Annotated in this window: 18 protein-coding genes and 1 riboswitch; of the genes, 6 read left to right on the top strand and 12 right to left on the bottom strand. The window is 46.2% G+C overall.

The annotated features are described in order from the left end of the window. The first annotated feature begins 160 nt into the window (after positions 1-160). Positions 161-586, top strand: a complete 426-nt coding sequence (locus ABLT31_RS25980) for a CBO0543 family protein (protein WP_367757275.1) — start codon at positions 161-163, stop codon at positions 584-586. A gap of 168 nt (positions 587-754) precedes the next feature. Here ABLT31_RS25980 and ABLT31_RS25975 read toward each other — a convergent pair whose 3' ends face one another. The 3 genes from ABLT31_RS25975 to ABLT31_RS25965 all read right to left on the bottom strand — a co-directional run bounded on the left by ABLT31_RS25975 (position 755) and on the right by ABLT31_RS25965 (position 3,157). Further along, positions 755-1,921 (bottom strand): superoxide dismutase family protein, encoded by a 1,167-nt coding sequence (locus ABLT31_RS25975; protein ID WP_367757273.1) that lies wholly within the window; start codon positions 1,919-1,921, stop codon positions 755-757. Positions 1,922-2,081: 160 nt separating this feature from the next. Then, positions 2,082-2,417: a hypothetical protein gene (locus tag ABLT31_RS25970; RefSeq protein ID WP_367757271.1), complete on the bottom strand. Its 336-nt coding sequence runs from the start codon at positions 2,415-2,417 to the stop codon at positions 2,082-2,084. A 545-nt stretch (positions 2,418-2,962) separates the two neighbouring features. After that, the gene (locus tag ABLT31_RS25965) at positions 2,963-3,157 is read right to left on the bottom strand and encodes an anti-repressor SinI family protein (RefSeq protein WP_367757269.1); all 195 of its coding nucleotides are present in this window, start codon (positions 3,155-3,157) and stop codon (positions 2,963-2,965) included. Then, positions 3,138-3,222: riboswitch (cyclic di-GMP riboswitch) on the bottom strand. Its footprint overlaps the gene before it by 20 nt. A 204-nt stretch (positions 3,223-3,426) precedes the next feature. Between ABLT31_RS25965 and ABLT31_RS25960 the strand changes: the two genes are divergently transcribed. Beyond that, entirely contained in the window at positions 3,427-5,142 is a 1,716-nt protein-coding gene (locus ABLT31_RS25960; RefSeq protein WP_367757267.1) for an acyl-CoA dehydrogenase family protein, read from the top strand. Positions 5,143-5,234: 92 nt separating this feature from the next. Further along, on the top strand, positions 5,235-6,398 hold the full coding sequence (locus tag ABLT31_RS25955; protein ID WP_367757265.1) for a class I SAM-dependent methyltransferase: 1,164 nt from the start codon (positions 5,235-5,237) through the stop codon (positions 6,396-6,398). Positions 6,399-6,519: 121 nt separating this feature from the next. On the opposite strand, the gene ABLT31_RS25950 is transcribed toward ABLT31_RS25955, so the two are convergent. From ABLT31_RS25950 to ABLT31_RS25930, 5 genes are read right to left on the bottom strand one after another with little or no spacing between them, the layout of a single operon-like run. Next, positions 6,520-7,176, bottom strand: a complete 657-nt coding sequence (locus ABLT31_RS25950; protein ID WP_367757263.1) for a bifunctional 4-hydroxy-2-oxoglutarate aldolase/2-dehydro-3-deoxy-phosphogluconate aldolase — start codon at positions 7,174-7,176, stop codon at positions 6,520-6,522. Positions 7,177-7,206: 30 nt separating this feature from the next. Further along, the gene (locus tag ABLT31_RS25945; protein ID WP_367757261.1) at positions 7,207-8,151 is read right to left on the bottom strand and encodes a sugar kinase; all 945 of its coding nucleotides are present in this window, start codon (positions 8,149-8,151) and stop codon (positions 7,207-7,209) included. Between the two features lie 21 nt (positions 8,152-8,172). Beyond that, the gene (locus ABLT31_RS25940; protein ID WP_367757259.1) at positions 8,173-9,186 is read right to left on the bottom strand and encodes a zinc-binding alcohol dehydrogenase family protein; all 1,014 of its coding nucleotides are present in this window, start codon (positions 9,184-9,186) and stop codon (positions 8,173-8,175) included. A gap of 32 nt (positions 9,187-9,218) precedes the next feature. Next, positions 9,219-10,712: a UxaA family hydrolase gene (locus ABLT31_RS25935; protein WP_367757257.1), complete on the bottom strand. Its 1,494-nt coding sequence runs from the start codon at positions 10,710-10,712 to the stop codon at positions 9,219-9,221. Further along, a complete protein-coding gene (locus ABLT31_RS25930) occupies positions 10,709-12,205 on the bottom strand; it encodes a tagaturonate reductase (protein ID WP_367757255.1) in 1,497 nt (498 codons plus the stop codon). The genes ABLT31_RS25935 and ABLT31_RS25930 overlap by 4 nt, the downstream gene beginning before the upstream one ends. A 118-nt stretch (positions 12,206-12,323) precedes the next feature. On the opposite strand from ABLT31_RS25930, the gene ABLT31_RS25925 reads away from it, so the two are divergent. After that, positions 12,324-13,199: a helix-turn-helix domain-containing protein gene (locus ABLT31_RS25925; RefSeq protein ID WP_367757253.1), complete on the top strand. Its 876-nt coding sequence runs from the start codon at positions 12,324-12,326 to the stop codon at positions 13,197-13,199. Between the two features lie 123 nt (positions 13,200-13,322). Here ABLT31_RS25925 and ABLT31_RS25920 read toward each other — a convergent pair whose 3' ends face one another. The 4 genes from ABLT31_RS25920 to ABLT31_RS25905 all read right to left on the bottom strand — a co-directional run bounded on the left by ABLT31_RS25920 (position 13,323) and on the right by ABLT31_RS25905 (position 17,349). Next, positions 13,323-14,606 carry a TRAP transporter large permease gene (locus ABLT31_RS25920; RefSeq protein WP_367757251.1) on the bottom strand — a complete coding sequence of 428 codons (1,284 nt, stop codon included), beginning with the start codon at positions 14,604-14,606 and terminating at the stop codon, positions 13,323-13,325. Then, positions 14,603-15,121, bottom strand: a complete 519-nt coding sequence (locus tag ABLT31_RS25915; protein ID WP_367757249.1) for a TRAP transporter small permease — start codon at positions 15,119-15,121, stop codon at positions 14,603-14,605. The genes ABLT31_RS25920 and ABLT31_RS25915 overlap by 4 nt, the downstream gene beginning before the upstream one ends. A 311-nt stretch (positions 15,122-15,432) precedes the next feature. Next, positions 15,433-16,464 (bottom strand): C4-dicarboxylate TRAP transporter substrate-binding protein, encoded by a 1,032-nt coding sequence (locus ABLT31_RS25910; protein WP_367757247.1) that lies wholly within the window; start codon positions 16,462-16,464, stop codon positions 15,433-15,435. A gap of 186 nt (positions 16,465-16,650) precedes the next feature. Continuing rightward, the gene (locus tag ABLT31_RS25905) at positions 16,651-17,349 is read right to left on the bottom strand and encodes a GntR family transcriptional regulator (protein ID WP_367757245.1); all 699 of its coding nucleotides are present in this window, start codon (positions 17,347-17,349) and stop codon (positions 16,651-16,653) included. A gap of 190 nt (positions 17,350-17,539) precedes the next feature. Here ABLT31_RS25905 and ABLT31_RS25900 point away from each other — a divergent pair, with 190 nt between their 5' ends. Further along, positions 17,540-18,355 (top strand): hypothetical protein, encoded by an 816-nt coding sequence (locus ABLT31_RS25900; RefSeq protein ID WP_367757242.1) that lies wholly within the window; start codon positions 17,540-17,542, stop codon positions 18,353-18,355. Between the two features lies 1 nt (position 18,356). Beyond that, complete coding sequence (locus tag ABLT31_RS25895) at positions 18,357-18,917, top strand: hypothetical protein (protein ID WP_367757240.1); 561 nt, start codon at positions 18,357-18,359, stop codon at positions 18,915-18,917. Positions 18,918-19,272 lie beyond the last annotated feature (355 nt).

Below are 19,272 nucleotides of genomic sequence, written 5' to 3'. Positions count from 1 at the left end.
AATCCCCTTTTCAATATAAATAAACTTTTTGGTATGAAATATACAATTTTTATATTTACGGATAGTGTCTCTTATTGTATATTTTTATTATTGTGAATTTTAGTGTGAGGTGTTTGCTATTAGCATCGAAAGAATCATCGAAATTTCTTCTTGGATCATCATGCTTTTTTTACTTTGGCGGTTCGTTCCGAGAAAACAGTGGCGCCAAGCGCACGTCGCTTTCCTTTTCATGCAACTGATGACTTGGTTCCTGGGTTTCCTCACTGTAGAGCTCAAACTACTCGAATACCCCATCCGGCTATTTGAATACGCTTCACGAACCAACTTTACCTTTGAATACTTTGTTTACCCCTCCATCTGCGTTTTGTTCAACTTGTATTACCCTGTAAAATCTACGCTGTTTTTAAAAATAGGCTATTATCTCTGTTATTTAGTGGGTATCACAAGTATTGAAGTTGCCTTGGAGAAATACACAGATCTTATAACCTATCTTCATTGGAATGCGTTATGGACCTTTATCTCCATGCTAGTGACTCTATTTCTTTCACGCAAATACTTCAAGTGGTTTTTTAAATTCGAGAGTTAGGGGATAATTCTCCAATACAAAAAAATAGCTTGCCGAAGCAAGCTTTAGGGTGATGCGATACAAAAGAGAGATTGTCATGAGTGCTGGATAGGAGGCCCTTCACTCACTGTTTATTATAACTAGGAATTATTAAAGAACTATTAAAAAAGTTTGTCCAAAAGTTAACGATTATTGAGGAATATTGCCTCCAGCTATACGAGCTCCTGAATCCCCAGCAGGGTCTGTCTTGTTATCATCTGGACCAGCATGAAGGATTACAGATTTGCCAAAGATGGAGTTTGGCTGATCCTTCTCAAGGGAAACACCTTTAAGTACGAAAAAGGCATTTACATTTCCACTCTTGTCGGCAACGAGGTTAGGAAGATCTCCAGCATGGGCTCCTTCCGGATTCTCATGGCCATGCTTCTTCCCTTCTGGATTAAAATGTCCGCCAGCTGTTGCAAAATCGTTGTTCTCGATCGAATTGGAATGGATGTGGAATCCATGCTCGCTATTCGGAGCCAAACCTGAGGCTGAAACCTTAACCACCACTTGAGGTCCGAGATTATAGAAAGCGGCATAGCCGATTTTTTCAGAATTTGCATCAACTAAGTCTACAAAAGCCGTTCCAATGCGATGCTGCTCCTCATCGGAAATAAAGTAAGCGTGAAGATCATAGTGAGGAACCTCAAATCCAGGATGGCCATTTGGAACAAATTCGATATCGGTTTGGACAACTCCAGGGGATGGCAGTCCTTTCATTCCGGGTACACTTACATGGGATTTGCCATTTGCGAAATCCTCTTGGGCAATCATATATTCCAAGAACACTAAACGACCTTCATGAACTCCGTAGATAGGACCCAATGGCAGTTCAGCAGGATTTGCCCAATGCTCACCCATCGCCGGTACGATGCTTCCTGGTTCTAAGTTAATCGTTCCTTCCGGAAGAACCAATACGTAAGCTTCCTTCGTATCATTATTCCAAGTAAGCATTCCATTTACTGCAGCACTTAAATCCTTAACCCAAGCTGTAGCTTCTCCATGAGCCCAGCGAATATTACTGATCGTTTTTCCATTTAAGCTCACGCTCTGTTGATCTTTAGAAACCTCAACCGTCTTATTGAACAAATGGGCATAGGCATCCACAGACACATAATACTTGCCTTCATGGATGTGGTTCGCCATGGATTTGACCTCCACTCCATTTACGAGAGCGGCAGGCTGCCCCGCATGAGAGTGTGCCTTCTGAATAGAGCTTTGTACACCTGTCACTGGAGCACCACCATGCGCGGAAGCCAGTCCGGTAGTCAAAAGCAAACTACCAGCTACTAATGTTGAAGCTAACTTTTTCATAGAAACACCAACCAATCTATAAATATTATGTAATCATACTTCTAAATTATACCATATTTAACCAATGCTAGTAACCTTTACAAAAATAGTCAAAATTTTAAGATATTACAAAAGAACTAAATAAGGGATGAAAGTTTGGGTCTTTCCACCCCGTTCCTCTTTATTTTTTTAGTTCAATTATCCCTAAGATATCTTCTGCAGACTCGAAATGCATTTTTCCATCCAATTGTACATAGGAAATTCGTTGGTTAGACAGTTTATAGCGATCAATGGCAGCGGTATTCCATTTTAGATCGAACACTTCTTCGTCAAACGATACGGTCTGGATTCCAGCCTGTTTAATGGGCTCAATAACCGATTGAATCCAACCAGGGGTATGGATAACTTTTTGCGAAGAAAAACAAACATAGCCCCCAACTCCTATTCCCAAAGAGCTGAGGGCTATGACCATTCTTCTGTATTCAATTAAAACTCCTTTCCTCTTTTCATCCCACATGTGAAGAAATCACGCGCTTTGCTTACACACCCCCCCTATACCAAGTTCACCATCACTTACTAGGTCAGAAAGTTTTATATAAGCTGCCAATCCGGGATCCTTTCAAAAGATATTGTAGATTTCCATTCTATGCACGATTTTCTGGGGTTACTGCATGGCATCCCTCCTGTGGTTTAACTTTACAACTCTTTATGTACATCACCTCTTCTGTAGTTTTGGTAGGTGTGTTTCTAAGGTGTATCTTTATAATACGGCTAAAATTGAGTTTTGTAAATGTTCAGAAAAAGCAGCCTGAACCTATTTAGCCTTAAAATTCCACTTCTTTCGCCTAGCCAAACCCTTTTTCAAAGCTATATTGCTCCCAAGATCAGTTTAACCCCTCACCTATATCAACTATAATAGATATTGTGGGCTTTTTTCAGACCTGTGACACCGCCTAGTTTTCTATTCCCTCTACAGCTTGATTGAGATCTCTACTCATTCTATTTTAAAAAGGGGACAAAAAGAAAAACAGTACTTTGGTACTGTCCTAGTCTCGGCGCTGCTTATGCTATACTTTCAGCTGTTTGATTCAAAAACAGACGAATTTCTTCAGGCGTCATTCCCAGTTCACGTGCTTCCATGATCAAATCAACCCACTCTGAATCTAATTCCTTCTCTTGATTCATATCCTTCCTATCCACCATAGATTCCCCCCACACCTGAGATATGTATTGCTCCTCAGGCAACCCAGCCGTCATGACATCCCTGTTTTAGACCCGTGGCTTTGCGTCCCCACCTTTCGATAGGTTTGCCCTTTACCTAGATTCATATAATTCATATTATTCAAATATATAGTTATTATAACTAGATACTATTAAAAAGTATGTCAAAGCATGTCATAACTCAAAAAAAATTTAAATTATTGTTGAAGAATGACCAGAAGGATAGAAAACGGCCTGATGCTTCGATCATGCACCTCCCCTTCCTAACATAGGATATATTAATCTGGCTTCGCGGGGGAATGTTCATGATCCAGTATGAGAAATGGGAGTCCGGAAATGATGTTCATTGGTATCGAGAGGATCCCCTTCTCGTTCGGTATGCGAAAAGGTATTTGTCCGATGCGTCTTTTCGTTTCGCGGAGCCGTTTTTTCAAAAGGCCGGGGCTTGGGCTGCGGGACCTATGGATCGGAGGGCCGCCTATACCGATCGTGAGGGAGCCCCAAAGCTAATCCGCTATAACCGAAAAGGAGAAGAAATCAACAGCATCTGGTATAACGAGGGCTATTTGCAGACGATTCGCGAGGGATACGGAACAGGAGTAGTGGCTCTCCGTTATAATCAGCAGGTTCCGGAGCCTCTTTCCTTCATGACCAATTCCGTTTTGTTTTACTTGTTATCTCAGGCAGAGACGGGGTTTACCTGCCCCGTTATTTTGACGCAATCGGTGGCCTTTGTGCTTGAGAAATTCGGCTCCATGCAGCAAAAGCAGGATTACCTGCTACGTCTCGGCAGTATGGATCCTCAACAGCTCATCCAAGGCGGAACTTTCTTGACAGAAATCCAAGGAGGCTCGGATGTCGGCGCGACGAAAACCATAGCTGTAAAACATGGGGATCATTATTTGTTGAGCGGAGAAAAATGGTTTGCCAGCAACTGCGATGCCGAAATCAGCTTGGCACTGGCGCGCTGCAACAATCGACCAGGGACAAAAGGGTTAGGGCTCTTCCTTATCCCCCGTAGCCTGCCTGACGGAACTCCCAACCGCATTTCCATTCGGCGGCTGAAGGATAAACTCGGCGTGAGGGCGGTGCCCAGCGGCGAATTAATCCTGCAGGAAGCTGTGGGCTACCTGATCGGAAAAGAAGAGCACGGCTTTAAATACATGGCTGAAGCCCTCAATGTCTCACGATTAGGAACCGCCTTAGGCGGATTGGCTATTGCCCGGCGGGCGTTTTGGGAAGCGGCCATCTATTCGGCGAATCGGCAAGCTTTTGAGCAATCGGTTCTCCAGTTTCCCCTCGTAAGGGAAACGATGGCTGATCTTATCACCGAAATTGAAGCAGGCTGGGCCCTTCTTGCTCAAACTATCATGGCCTTCGATGAGGTCCATACCTTTCAGCGAGCGACCAAAGACCGCCATACGCTGCTTCGTCTTCTCCTGTCCCTGGGGAAGTATCGTGCAAGTGAATTGGGGGTATCAGCCGCCAAAGCCGCACTGGAGCTTCACGGCGGGAACGGCTATATCGAGGAATATGTCACAGCTCGCTTGCTGAGGGATGCGGTCGTCAACCCGATCTGGGAAGGCACAGCCAATATCCAATGCCTTGAAATCTTAAAAATTCTACAAAAAGATGGATTGGGCCCTTATACTCAAGACCTTCGAAATACCTTGCAGCAAATCCAAACGGATCCTCTCACACCGTGGCGGGAGAGTCTTCTGGCCGAAATTAGCCTATTAGAAGAAGAATTCAAGCGGCTTTTGGTCGCAGATCCCTCTACCCAGCAAGCTTGCTCGAAGCATCTAGCCGATCACCTGTATAACCTGTTTGCGGCTGTGCACCTGCTGGAAGAAGCCCAGTTTGATATCCGTACCGCCAACGATTATCGGCGATTCCTTGTTTTCAAGCGATGGTTTCAACAAAAGCTGGAAACACCTGGACAGTCAAGGTTCTCCATTCCATTTGTCCTGTCGGACGAAATGTTTAATGCCCTTGTTCGCTTCGCTCCTTTCTCTATGTAGCAGGAGGATATTAGATAGAATATACATTCTATAAAAGATGGTGCTGTTCCCGTGATTGTTCAAGACCAGACAAGAAGGGTGGACTGATCACATTGCAAAAGCATATGTTTCAGCAGTTTTTTAGCCGCATGAGCAGTGCTCCATTCCAAGTCCGCTATTGGGATGGAAAGGTCGATCGCTATGGCGAAGAGACCCCTTGTTTTGAGATTCACTTCCGCGAAAAACTTCCTTTCCCAGAGATCATGAGCAATCCGTCTTTAGCGTTCGGTGAGGCCTATATGGATGGAAAGCTGGAGCTTACCGGAGATATGGATGAAGTATTAAGGCTGCTGAGCCGCAATAGGGCGTCCTTTGTCCCCAAACTCCTAGCTCCCCTTACGAAGATGGCATCCAAGAAGGTGCAAAAGGAAAATATCCAATACCACTACGACTTGGGGAATGAATTTTATTCCCTTTGGCTGGACTCCACCATGAGCTATTCCTGCGCGTATTTTAAGAACGAGGACGATTCTCTAGAGCAGGCGCAGCTCCAAAAGATTGACCACGTATTGAAAAAGCTGCAGCTCAAGCCCGGAGAGAAGCTATTGGATATCGGTAGCGGCTGGGGCTGGCTGATTGTGCGCGCAGCCCAGCAGTACGGCGTTCAATCCATGGGGATTACGCTAAGTGAGGAGCAGTTCAAGAAAACGAAGGAGCGCATTCAGGAGCTTGGGTTAGAGGGATCAGTAGAAGTCAAGCTGATGGATTACCGAGATCTTCCTCACACGGGGCTCCGTTTCAACAAGATCGCCAGTGTCGGAATGTTCGAGCATGTAGGTCAAGCGCAATTCCCTCTATTTATGAGATCCGTGGAATCCGTCTTAAACGACAAGGGCCTTATGCTGCTGCATACCATTACTTCCCCTAGGGAAGAAGCGACCAATCCATGGATTACGAAATACATCTTTCCTGGAGGCTACATCCCCTCCTTGAGGGAAATCGTCAACCTGCTGCCCGATTATGATTTTCACGTGAGTGATATCGAAAGCTTACGGCTCCATTACGCCAAAACCTTGGACCACTGGTCCGAACGCTTCGAAAAACATGTTGAAAAAGTCCAAGAAATGTACGGGGAAAAATTCGTGCGGATGTGGCGGCTTTACCTACGCTCCTGCGCCTCGTCTTTTCGGGTAAGCGGGCTGAATATTCATCAGATCTTATTTTCCAAAGGCTTAAACAATGATATGGCTTTAACCCGAGAGCATGTATATCGTTGAGATATGGACACCTATAGATCAACCTCAATTGTGATAAGATCGTATATCTTATCACAATTGGATCGGAGGTTTGAAAAAAAGCCTGGTCAGCATCCAGTTAAGGACGAGACCAGACTTTTTCTTATAACTTATTACTGCGTGCTTCTTGTATAGCTTGAACATACTGCTTTGCTTTTTCCGTAATCCGGGCAAAATCCTGTTCTTTGATCGCATTCATATCGACTAGGTTTCCGCCCACTCCTACGGCAGCCACACCAGCTTCAATGAAAGAAGCTACGTTTTCTAAATTCACTCCACCGGTTGGGATGATCGGAATATGCGAAAGCGGGCCTTTTACATCTTTGATGTATTTGACTCCCAATCCCGTGGCAGGGAAGATCTTGACCATATCCGCTCCCCACTCCATCGCTTGAATCATCTCGGTTGGCGTCATGACACCCGGTACAGCGACTTTTCCGTACCGCAAAGTGGTCTGAATCACATTCTGGTGAAGGCTGGGACTAAAAACGAACTCCGCTCCGTGTTCAATCGCTAACCTCGCCGATACCTCATCGATGACGGTTCCTGCCCCGACAATCGCTCTTCCCTCAAAAGCTTTCGATAGCTGGCGGATCGATTGGAAAGCTCCGGGGGCATCGACGGTAACTTCAAGGGATGTGACTCCCCCCTCGATCAGGCTTTCCGCTACTTTTTCCAATTGATCTTCCGGCACTTTGCGAATCACGGCGATGACGCCGCTTTCTACTAGACTTTGCAACAATTTGATTTTCGGCAACATGACTTTGCTCCTTCTCCCACTTCTAGTTCTCTATCTCTTCACTTCATTCCCCTTGCGTGCAGGGTCGACCTGATTCCAGAACGGATAGCCTTCTACATCCCCTGCCACCGTTAACGCGTACGCACCGATCCGGTTTCCGAACTGAACCGAATCCCGGTAGCTCCAACCTCGGATCTGACCAGACAGGAATCCCGCGGCAAATCCGTCGCCAGCCCCTACCGTATCCACGATCTGCTCGACACGATATCCTTCCACATACTCCTGCTGCTCAGGTGTAGCATAGAAAGCGCCTTTTTCTCCAAGCTTAATCACGACCACTTTGGCCCCGTTCTCCAGGAGACGGCTGGAAATGCCTTCAGGCGTACGTTCCCCTGTCATGATTTCTCCCTCATCAAGCCCCGGAAGCACGATATCACACTGGCTGGCAATCCGGCGAAGCACGCTTCCTGCTTCCTCCTTGGACCACAGCCTTAAGCGGATATTCGGATCAAAGACGACGGTCACTCCGCGATCCTTCGCCAGCTCAATGGCCCGAAAAACGGTTTCTTGGCAGGTCAGGCTTAAGGCCGGCGTAATGCCTGTCAGGTGGAGAAATTTAGCTTGGGCAATATAATCGGCATCCAGATCCTCAGGCGTCATGAAGCTCGCGGATGATCCTTTACGATAATAATAGATCTTTGGGTCTTGCCCCATTTGCCGTTCCTTGAAAAACACAGCGGTGGGATGGGTCTCATCAAAGATTACACGAGAAGTATCGACCCCTTCCCCGCGTATAAAATTGCGAACATATAGACCGAATTCATCCTCGCCTAAACGGCTGAACCAGCCGACCTGGTGCCCTAACCTGGCTAAGGCAATCGCCAGATTCGATTCTGCCCCGCCAATCGTTTTTTCGAACTGGTTCACATAACGAAGCGGGCCTACGTTTCCCGGCGTAAAGAGAACCATGGTCTCTCCTAGCGTCACTACATCCATTGCTCTTCCTCCTAGCGTAACCTAGAGTTCAACAATCGCCTTGATTACTTTTGATTCGGGCTTCAGCCAGCCTTCGAACTGCTGGATCATGTCGTCAAAGCTGCAGCGGTGGGAAATGTACGATTCAATGTCCACCCCTCCGCTCTTAACGGCTTTGATCACATAATCAAAATCCTCTCGGGTCGCATTGCGGCTCCCCATAAGAGTCAGCTCTTTTTTATGGAAATCGGGATCCGAGAACGTAATATCCGATTTCACTAGCCCGACATAGATCAATTTTCCCCCATGGGCCGCATAGTTAAACGAGTCGGACATGGATCTTGCATTCCCCGTGGCATCGAAAACAACAGTAGGGAAATCTCCATTGGTAATATCAGACAAAGCGTTCATCGGGTCTTGCAGGGCATTTACGGTATAATCCACGTCTGCCCACTTTCGGCAATAAGCAAGACGCTCTTCATTCACATCCATCGCAATGACCTTCGCCCCCTCTTGCTTGGCAAAAGCCATTACGCCTAACCCAATCGGTCCCGCCCCAATCACAAGGACGAATTCGCCTTGAAGAGAGCCTGCGCGTCGAACGGCATGGGCGCCAATGCTTAAAGGCTCCAAGATAGCCGATTGATCGAGAGTGAGTCCCCCTGTTCGGATCAAGTGACTGGCAGGAACGTTAAGATATTCGCGCATTCCGCCATCGGCATGAACGCCTAGCACCTTAATGCTGGTACAGCAATTGGTCTTCCCCTTGCGGCAAGCAATGCATTCGCCACAATTCAGGTAAGGAATGACCGCAACCTGATCTCCCGCTTTCAACCCTTGCGCGTTCTCGCCAATGGACTCAATCACGCCGGAAAGCTCATGGCCCAGTACCCTTGGATAGCTAAAGAAAGGCTGATTCCCTTTATAAGCATGCAAATCGGTTCCGCAAATCCCAATTCTGCGAATCCGCACCAGGGCCTCTCCCTGCTGTACAGATGGATGGTCAACCTCTACCATTTTGAATTGATTAGGCTGTTCACAAACGATACTTTTCATAGAAACTCTCTCCCTCTCCCTAATTGGAACTTTTAAAGGATTACTCCCTCTTTAAAGATGCTTATCTCTCTAAATCCGTAGAATTCGTTTTTGGTTTGCCGCTCACCAGAAGCCACTTGAAGAATATAGTCAAAGAAATCCTGGCTGGTTTCTTCCATGGTTTTGCCCTCGATCAGCTGGCCGGCATTGTAATCAATCCAGTTTTTCTTGCGCTGGGCCAGCTCGGAATTGGTCGCCATTTTCACGGTCGGTACTGGTCCCCCAAATGGTGTTCCTCTACCGGTTGTAAACAGTACGATATGAGCGCCCGCCGCCGATAATGCGGTTACAGACACCAAATCATTGCCAGGGGCCTGAATGAGATTCAAACCGTTCTTTACCACCCGCTCCCCGTAGCCGCGAACATCCACCACCGTGGCATGACCGCCTTTTTGGGTACAGCCCAGCGATTTTTCCTCGAGTGTGCTGATACCCCCCGCTTTATTGCCAGGCGATGGGTTCTCATAGATTTCTTGATCATGACGGATAAAGTATTGCTTGAAATCGTTGACAAGATGAACAATTTTGTCATACACCTGCTCATCGCTGGCCCGGCTCATCAGAATCGTTTCCGCACCAAACATCTCCGGCACTTCCGTAAGGATGGTCGTCCCTCCCTCGGAGATGATTTTATCGGAAACCGCACCTACAAGCGGATTGGCGGTAATGCCGGAAAATCCGTCAGAGCCCCCGCACTTCAATCCCACTTTCAGCTTGGATACGGGGATCGGCTGACGCTGGAATTGCTCCGCGTACTCCACTAGCTCGCTCATCAGCTCCAGACCAGTCTCCAGCTCATCCTCCACCTCTTGGGATTTCATGAAACGGATTCGGCCTGGCGGATAATCCCCCAATACTTCCTTGAAGGAATCGATCTGATTATTTTCGCACCCTAGTCCAACGATGAGGACACTCGCTGCATTCGGATGAAGCGCGAGAGAAGCCAATAGCTTTTGGGTATTCGTCAGGTCATCTCCAAGCTGGGAGCAGCCATAGGGATGGGGAAAATGATAGACGCCGTCAATGCCGCGATCTTTAAATTGGTCATTGGCCATTTTCGCTAAGGCTTCACAGGTTTTATTAATGCAGCCGACCGTATTGATAATCCAGATTTCATTTCGGATGCCCGCTTCCCCGTTTTCCCGAAGATAGCCCTGGAACGTCCGACCCGACTCGGTCGGAGAAACGAGAGGATGGACCGGTTCATAGGTATAGTCCAAAATCCCTTTTAATCCGGACTCTAAATTATGCGTGTGCACCCACTCCCCTGCACTCAGGTCGGTTTTGGCCTTACCGATGGAATAGCCGAATTTCAGCACATCGGAGCCTTTTTCCACCGGACGGATTAGAATTTTATGCCCCTTTTGGATATCTTCTTTCAGCTCAACACGCGTGTCTTCATCAATCTGAAGAACTTCGCCTTTCGGAATCGGCTCCAAGGCAATGACCACATGATCTTTAGAATTCAACTGGATAAAGCGACTCATTGGGCATCCTCCATCTCTTTCATCTCCACGCATAGCCTCTTCGCAAGGCCAGGGTAACCGCTTAGGTTCTCTCCCCAAAGAGCACTGTTGCTCAGAATGTTTTCCATCAGCTCTTCCATCGAGATTTCTTTTGCTTCGAAACTCCCCCATTGTTCCGAGAAAAAGGCTAAGCTTTCGGCGTCATCCTTGACCTGATAGGCAGTGCCGTCGAAACGCCGGCCTACATACTGGTTTTCTTCCTTTTTCACACGGTAAAAACGAAGCAAATAAGCAAAGGCTTTGACGATACGCCCCGGAAGCTGGCCTTGCTTGCTGGTATAATCGAGGAGCGAAGGCAGCAGCCGTACTTTAAACTTGGAAATGCTATTTAATGAAATGTCAGCTAGTCGATGGCATAGAAACGGATTTTTAAAGCGTTCGATCACCGTCTCGGCATAGGCCATTGTCATTTTCACATCGTAAGACAAAGATGGAACAATTTCGCGTTCCATTGTTTCTTGAATAAAAGATTCGAAATCGGGATGTTCTACCGTTTCTCGGACTTCCTCCAAGCCGTGCAGCAGGGCCATCGGAGTCATCAGCGTGTGCAGGCCATTCAGAATGCGAACTTTTCGTACTTGGTAAGGCGTCAAGTCCTCTACCCAGTGCACATTCAAGCCAGCTTTCTGCAAAGGCAGGCGCTCATCCAATGCCGGGTCTCCTTCAATCACCCATAAATGATAAGGCTCTGTCACGTTCAGCATGGCATCTTGATATCCCCACTCAGCAAACCATTTCTCCGCTTCTGCTTTAGGGTAGCCTGGCACAATTCGATCGACGAGGGAATTTAAAAATAGATTATGCTTCTCCAGCCAATCGATAAAGGACTCAGGCAGCTGCCAATCCCGGCTATGCTGAAGGATACATTCCTTCAAGGTATCCCCATTTCTTGCCAGCAGCTCGCACGGCAGCATCACGAGGCCTTTTTCTGCATCCCCGCGAAAATGCTGATACCGGCGATAAAGGAAAGCCGTGAGCTTGCCTGGAAACGACTCGATCGGAACGCCTTCGGTAAAGGAACTCTCCTGGTAGGTTAGACCGGCCTCTGTCGTATTTGAGACCACGAACTCTAGTGTAGGATTCTCAGCTAAAGCCATAAATTTTGGCCACTCGCCATACGGATCGATCGCATCGGCGAAAACAGAGATAATCTCTTTCGTATCGACTTTCTGACCATGCTGCAGGCCGCGGGTCATTAGCGTATATAAACCGTCTTGAAGTTTTAACTCTTCTAATTTCGCTTTTCCGGAAGGGCGCGGTTGAGTCACCGCAATGCCTCCAGCGAAAACCTCTTTTTTATAGCATTCATGAATCATCCAATCAAAAAAGCCGCGCAAAAAGTTACCCTCGCCGATCTGCAGCACTTTGATTTCCTTAGCGCTGGCAAGCGGCAGATTTTTTGCTGCTTCATGCTCTATACCTAAACGGTTGATTTGACTTGTTTGCGCTTCCACGTCACTCTCTCCCTCCATGTTCCTACACTTCATTCTATCAACAATATAAGGAATAAAAATGGTCGAATTTGATGTTTTTATACTCTTTTTTGATATATAATAGAGCGGGGTGATGCTCATGCAATCTGTACAAAAAATCGACTACCGTTCTCTCTTTCCGTTTTCCTTTGTATTCAAGGATCGAAAAAGCCCTCAACGAGAGCTCCCGGACCATGTCCATGATTATTATGAGCTCGTTTTCGTTTATAGCGGCAAAGGAACTTTCTTTATCGATGATGTGTTTTATGACATGAACCAAGGCGATGTTTTTATTCTTCCGAACAATACGATTCATCGGGCGATGCCGGATGGAACCGATCCGGTTACTTCCTCCGTCATTTTCTTCAGCCCTACCCTGCTTTATGACATGACGATCGACGAAACCTTCTCCTACATGAGTTTGTTTGACCATGTGAAAAAGCAAAGAAACTATCAGTTGTCGCTAGATTCCAAGCTTTGGCCGATCTTCGAAGGCTATTTGCTGAGCATCCAGCAAGAGGTGACCCAACCGCAAAAGGGCTCGAAGCACGCCACTCTCTTAGCTGTTCACCAGATCCTGCTCCAGCTATGCCGGGTGAGCCAGCAACAACAAGAACCGACGGAGCCCTATCATCATGGTCCCAGCTGGATTAAGGAGATCCTGTCTTATATCGAAGCCCATCTCGCCCAGGAGCTCAGCCTGACGGATTTAGCCCAGGAAGCCTTGGTGAGCCCGGCTCACTTTAGCCGAGTGTTTAAGCAGACCACCGGAATGGGGCTGACCGTCTATTTAAATACCAAGCGAATGGTCAAAGCGAAAGAATTGTTAATGCAAACCGACATGACCATTGCCCATATTGCCGAACAAACCGGATACGACAGCTTGACCCATTTCCACCGGATTTTCAAGAAATTCGTCGGCACGACTCCCGCCGATTTCCGGAAGCAATCGAAGCTTTACCCTCAGCTAAGATGACAAGAAAACTTGGCTCGCCCCAAGCTACAAGTTTTCCTCGTGCTGTCCAAATAATGTAACGAAGTTATAATTCTGACAGTAAAAAAAGCACAGGCCATATGTCTGTGCTTTTTATGTTTGGCGTTACATGAACGTATTCGGCATCCACATTGAAATAAATGGAACAAAAGTGATCAGCATTAGTGCGATGAAGAGCACAACGTAAAACGGGATAACCTCTTTGACAAACTCTTCCACCTTCACGTTGGTAATGGAACAAACCGTAAAGATCGCCGTACCCAATGGAGGTGTGATCGTCCCGATCCCGAGGTTGAATAAGAGAATCATCCCAAAATGCACGGGATCGACTCCATAAGCTTGAGCCATTGGGATTAACAGCGGCGTAAGGATGATGATCGCTACGTTTCCTTCAATGAACATCCCGAGGATAAGCAAAAAGAGATTCAGGACAAGGAGAAATGTTACAGGACTATCTACTAACCCGGTGACATATTCGGTTGCCATATGCGGAATTCTTTCATAGGTGAGAATCCATCCAAAACAAGCTCCTCCAGCGATAATGAGCATAATGGAAGACGTTGTTGTGACGGTTTCTTGAATGGCTTCCTTTAAATGAGGAAGCTTCATTTCCCTATAGAATACAACCCCTAGAATTAAAGCATAAACAATGGCAATCGCACCCGCTTCTGTTGGCGTAAACACCCCAATGCGTATGCCCCCGATAATGATGATAGGAAGCAATAAAGCCAGGATCGCATCTTTGGAGGCGACCACGACTTCTTTCGGTCGGGCCATTTTTTCTCGGATGGGCTTGTACCCTCTTTTTTTAGATACAAAGTGCACCGCCAGCATCATAAGAAGACAGGTCATCAGCCCAGGTATGACCCCGGCCAAGAACAGCTTTCCAATGGATACGTTACCGATATAGCCGTATAAAATCATTCCGATACCCGGCGGGATCAGCGGCGTGATCAGAGAGGAAGCACCAATGACAGATGTCGAGAAGCCTGGCGAATATCCTCTTTTTTGCATTTCCGGATACATGACTTTCGCCTGCATCGCAGCGTCAGCTAAACCTGAACCCGATATTCCGCCCATCATGGTACTCAGCACGATACTGACTTGGGCTAAGCCGCCAGGCAAATGGCCGGTCAACGATTCCGCAAAGACCGTCATTCTTCGGGTAATCCCCGTATAGTTCATGAGGACTCCTGCAGCGATGAAGAAAGGAATCGCTAGTAAAGGAATGGATTCCGTACCTGCAATCATCCGCTGAACCAAAACCATAGTCGGCATATTTTGGGCAACGAGGAAATAAAGCAAAGAACTAGCTATAATGGCATAAGCAACAGGTATATTCGCAATAAAAAGCCCAAATAACGTCGCACTCGCTATGGCTATACTCATGATTCACACTCCTTTGCCGATGACTGTTCATAGTTGATTTTCCCTATTTTTGCCGTCAGTTTTTTCTTCAAGCGAATCAGGACGTGGATGGCCGAAAAAACACCGGACAAAACCACTGCCAAATCAATATAAACATAACTAATACCTAAAACCGGTGTAATCTTATCCCCTGCTTGCATCATCAACAAGCTTCCATAATAAATGAAGACCGTTCCGATAATCGCGAGAACCACCAATTCTCTAATCAATAAAGCCACCACTTGCAGCTTGACGGGAAGCTTTAAAACGAAATAATCAATCCCTACGTGACCATCCTGCCGGTTCACGGCACTTGCTCCCCAAAACGTAAGCCATACAAACAGGGCCAAGCTCATTTCCTCTGTCCACTTTAGCGGCTCGCCTACGACAAATCGCATAAACACGCCAACAACAGTAACTAGAACAATCAAAACCAAAGCTAAGGAAGAAAAGAGATGATCAAGATTCAAAAACCACTTTTTAACGGACTCACCCATACTGCCGATCACCACCTTTGAAAAGTTACAGGAACTGCTTACTGGGAAAAACTCCACTTATCATCGATAAAACGGTCCAAAACGGAGCATTTATCGTGATTGGATAGATTTGATACTGTCGATTAATAGTTCGATTAAATGGCAGGTTCCAGATAATAGGAGAAAGTCCGACTATAATTAAAATCAAGGACTTTTTGGTGAAAATAAGGGGAGAAAATCCGGTTATTTCTCTAAAACACTGAAAAAATCAGGATTTTTAAGGTTTAGCCGGAAAAACTCCGCTTATTTTTAACTCCTTTATTGATTCGCCATTATTGCTTAATGATTTCTTGAACCTTATCGTATAGACCAGGGCTCCACTCTTTTACGTTGTTGTACATTGGCTTAACCGCTTCCTTGAACAATGCTTTATCCACTTCTGTGACGGTTACACCGGCAGCCTTCATTTCTTCCAGCGCCTTCGCATCCGCTTCTGCTACCTTCTGAGCTCCGAACTTCCCTGCTTCATCTCCAGCTTCTTTCAACGCTTTAACGATATCTTCAGGCAACGTTTCGATGAAGCTTTGGCCTGCTACCCATTGAGACACGTTCTGGATATGACCGGTAAGTGCAATGTGCTTCGCGCTTTCATAAGCCTTCGAACCCACGATAACCGGAAGCGGGTTTTCCATTCCATTGATTACCCCTTGTGCCAAGGCAGGATATACTTCACCTAAAGGCATTGGAGTTGGTGTAGCTCCCATCGTTTCCATCGCTTGGATCATAAGCGGAATGTTCGGAACGCGAACTTTTAATCCTTTCAGATCCTCAGGTGTAGTTACAGGCTTGTTGGTAATCAATTGGCGATCTCCGTAAACCCACTTCGCTGTTACGATATGAAGCCCTTTTCCTTGCAATTCCGTTTCAAGCCCCTTAAAGAAATCGCTGTCGATCAGCTTAAACATTTGCTCATAGCTGTCTGTTAAGTAAGGGGCATAAAGGATTCCGAAGTCCGGAACATAATCCATAAAGAAGGCTCCATCGGCAATCGTAATCACGTTCGCACCCATCTTCATCTGCTCGATGACGTCTGATTTAGATCCCAATTGGGAGCTCGGATAAAGCTCAACCTTCAGCTTTCCGTTCGTTTTCTCCTCGGCAAGTCGCTTCCACTCTTGTACCGCTAAATCAATCGGCTCACCTGGCTGGTTTTCATAAGCAATCTTTACTGTGTATTCTTTTCCCTCTGCGGCAGGCTCAGCGGAGGTTGCTGGCTTTCCAGAGTTTCCTCCGCCACAGGCTGTAAGCGCAACCGACAGTGCCATCGTTGTTGCCAGTGATAGAATCCAAGACTTTTTCTTCATTTTTCATTTCCCCCTCTAATTATGTTTGTAAAGTTCAGCAAAAACTGTGTTCTCATTTGCAATCGCTATCAAGATCATCATTAAACGCTTTAGACAAATCCTATTTTAAATAATAAATCTGGAGATAAAAATGACATTTCACGCTATATTTATACTCTTTTTTGATATTAGATTATGGAATTAGAGTCACTCGAACAGATCCCGGTGCTTTTCAAAAATATGGGTTCTGAATCCTTCCAGCAATCGAAGGTGCCCCTGAAGTAGTTTAACGGTTTTCCTCGCATCCTTTTCTCTTAATGCGTTAAAGATCGCCACATGTTGGTCCGTGCTTTGCTGTTCATGGCGGGCTTCCTGCAATTCCAGATAACGCAACCGGTTCAGATGAGCCCTCATCGAGCTTATCACGGACAGAAGGGTCTGATTCCCTGTCACTTCGATGATCGAATCATGAAACTCTTCATCTAGGCGAACATAAGAAAAATAATCCTGCTCCTGGATGACCTTTTTCTGCTTTTCAATATTCTCAAGAATGCGGGCTTCTGCTTGCTGGCAGACTTGATCCTGGACATCCCATATCCTGGCTGCCTTAGCAAACGCACTCGTCTCTAAGCTTTCACGAACAAATTGGGCTTCCTCGATTTTCTGTAAAGACAATTTCATGATGCGTGCCCCGCGCTGCGGCAGGATGCGAATCAGCTCATCATTTTCCAGCTTTCGGAAAGCCTCGCGAATGGGGGTCCGGCTGACTTCAAACTCGGCTGCCACCACATTTTCAAAAATCATATCCCCCGGTTTTAGGCTCAGGGAAACGATTCTGCGCCGAACTTCTTCATAGACCATATCACTCAAAGTCAGTCTTGCTTTAGAGGTAAAATCTTGAGCCATGAATTCCTCCAGGTTTAATTTATTGGCTTCCCCCAGCAAAAGAGGTGCGGAGGGCACAGATTAGGATACTTGTATCCAAGTTGTGTCTCATTGATATTACTTGGTTACTTGTATCCAAGTCAAGATGTTTTGTTTATTTTGAAACATCTCCCCTCCGGTAAGCGTCTAAACTTAGAAGGGAGGGATGCAAATGAATCGTGTAAAAGTAGGGCTGTGCCTGCTCATCCTTGTTCTCGTATGGGGAGGAAATCTTGCCTACTTCGTGCGTCATCAACTTGACCAACCCTTGTTCTTGAAGCATTACTATAACATTCAAAACATAGGGGATAAGGTGAGTTTTGAACTCTTTTATCTGGTAAACCAAAAAGATGAGGTGGGCGTCAGCGCAATCCATATCCCCACTTATGGCATTTATTCCTATCCAAACTGGGAAAACGAACGAAACCGAACTCCTCATCACAAGGTAAAAAGTGTCCAATGGGAATGGGGTCCAGAAACTTTGGCCGCCCTTGAGGACAATGCAATCATACAGGAAATCGAAGTGGAGTTTACAAATGGGAGCCGTCAGCGGGTCAATATCGGTGAAATTCGGATTCGCCGGGTAAAAGCCGATCACCCTTACATTCACAGCCAATCCAGCGGAGGCTCCTCCGATCATACCGGCTTTACGATTTTCAGAGAAGGCGAACCTCTCAAATTCATTGGGTTGAAGCATTTGCCTCCAAATTTGAATCCGGAGGTATTGTCTATTCAAGTGAATGGTCAAAGCATCGATAGAGGGATTGAACCGGAGCGTTTTGATTTTAAGCCTTTTGTGGAGTTAAAATATGCCTTTCAATTTCCCAAGGATGATCCCAGGGCCCAGCACGTGTATGGGGGCACACCAATCCTCGAGGTCCAAACCGAGGATGGAGAAGTCAAAGAAGGCTTGATGTTTATCCACTATACACCGAATTTCAGCAGGGAGGATATTCAAGCCATGCTTCGCGAAAGGAGGGCGAATTGATATGTTTTCTATGGCCTATCGTCGGATTTTTCAAGGACTGCTGCTCGTACTCCTTGATTTTCGTATCCAATACTTCGATATTCTTCCTGACTTTCTAGGCTATATCTTGATTTTTCGTGCACTGGGTACTCTTGCAGAACAGCACTCCTATTTTTCAAAGGCCAAACCGTATGCCCTGGTGCTGATTTTCCTTTCTTTAACCAGTATCTTCGAGGTACCCCAAACGAATCTCCTAGAGCACTCCATATCCACCCAAGAGCTAGGCTGGCTTTTATTAGCGCAAGGAATCATGATCTTGGATGTCGTTGTTCTATATTGGATATGCCAGGGAATTGGTGAACTGGCCAAGGAACGAAGCTTAGACGAATTACGGGAAAAAGCCCGCTTCCGCTGGCAGTTTTACTTTGCCGTCACATCAGTGCTACTCGTATATACGCCCTTTGCCCTCAACCTTGATCCCTCCTGGAACATGCTGATGATTCCTTTGGTGATCCTCATGTTTTGGGCCATGGTACTTGTGCTGGGGCTAGTGAGGACGGCTGAGGTTGAATTGAAGGATTGAGGGGTTGTGCGCGATTGAGTGTTCGAGAGATTTTCGAGAGAATTAGCAGGTGATTCGAGAGATTTTACTTCTTTTTCGAGAAATTTGTTTACGAAATGCATTGATTAGCTGAATAGTAGCTAGTCTAAATCTGATCATGAAAAATGCCAAGAAATCTTGACCTCCAGCAAGAAAAAATGAAGCAGGAAGTCATTTTTTGGCAGGGCCTAGGCCCTATCAAGTCCACTTTTCCATCCCTCTGTTGATAAGTGGCAAACCGCCAACTAAACTGGAAATCAATCCAGAAATAATTAAAATAATTGGATTAACGCCATCTAATTCAGTCCAATCCCATCATTTTGGTCGTTTCACCCAC

The organism is Ammoniphilus soli, assembly GCF_040813775.1.
Note: the sequence above shows the minus strand (reverse complement) of the source record. Positions and strands in the feature narration are given on the sequence as shown.

Excerpts from the sequence above, each read along its gene's own strand:
- ABLT31_RS25970 (WP_367757271.1), bottom strand. The coding sequence starts at position 2,417 with ATGTGGGATGAAAAGAGGAAAGGAGTTTTAATTGAATACAGAAGAATG.
- ABLT31_RS25920 (WP_367757251.1), bottom strand. The coding sequence starts at position 14,606 with ATGAGTATAGCCATAGCGAGTGCGACGTTATTTGGGCTTTTTATTGCG.
- ABLT31_RS25945 (WP_367757261.1), bottom strand. The coding sequence starts at position 8,151 with ATGGATGTAGTGACGCTAGGAGAGACCATGGTTCTCTTTACGCCGGGA.
- ABLT31_RS25935 (WP_367757257.1), bottom strand. The coding sequence starts at position 10,712 with ATGAGTCGCTTTATCCAGTTGAATTCTAAAGATCATGTGGTCATTGCC.
- ABLT31_RS25925 (WP_367757253.1), top strand. The coding sequence starts at position 12,324 with ATGCAATCTGTACAAAAAATCGACTACCGTTCTCTCTTTCCGTTTTCC.
- ABLT31_RS25905 (WP_367757245.1), bottom strand. The coding sequence starts at position 17,349 with ATGGCTCAAGATTTTACCTCTAAAGCAAGACTGACTTTGAGTGATATG.
- ABLT31_RS25965 (WP_367757269.1), bottom strand. The coding sequence starts at position 3,157 with ATGACGGCTGGGTTGCCTGAGGAGCAATACATATCTCAGGTGTGGGGG.
- ABLT31_RS25960 (WP_367757267.1), top strand. The coding sequence starts at position 3,427 with ATGATCCAGTATGAGAAATGGGAGTCCGGAAATGATGTTCATTGGTAT.
- ABLT31_RS25915 (WP_367757249.1), bottom strand. The coding sequence starts at position 15,121 with ATGGGTGAGTCCGTTAAAAAGTGGTTTTTGAATCTTGATCATCTCTTT.
- ABLT31_RS25980 (WP_367757275.1), top strand. The coding sequence starts at position 161 with ATGCTTTTTTTACTTTGGCGGTTCGTTCCGAGAAAACAGTGGCGCCAA.
- ABLT31_RS25940 (WP_367757259.1), bottom strand. The coding sequence starts at position 9,186 with ATGAAAAGTATCGTTTGTGAACAGCCTAATCAATTCAAAATGGTAGAG.
- ABLT31_RS25950 (WP_367757263.1), bottom strand. The coding sequence starts at position 7,176 with ATGTTGCCGAAAATCAAATTGTTGCAAAGTCTAGTAGAAAGCGGCGTC.
- ABLT31_RS25975 (WP_367757273.1), bottom strand. The coding sequence starts at position 1,921 with ATGAAAAAGTTAGCTTCAACATTAGTAGCTGGTAGTTTGCTTTTGACT.
- ABLT31_RS25910 (WP_367757247.1), bottom strand. The coding sequence starts at position 16,464 with ATGAAGAAAAAGTCTTGGATTCTATCACTGGCAACAACGATGGCACTG.
- ABLT31_RS25900 (WP_367757242.1), top strand. The coding sequence starts at position 17,540 with ATGAATCGTGTAAAAGTAGGGCTGTGCCTGCTCATCCTTGTTCTCGTA.
- ABLT31_RS25895 (WP_367757240.1), top strand. The coding sequence starts at position 18,357 with ATGTTTTCTATGGCCTATCGTCGGATTTTTCAAGGACTGCTGCTCGTA.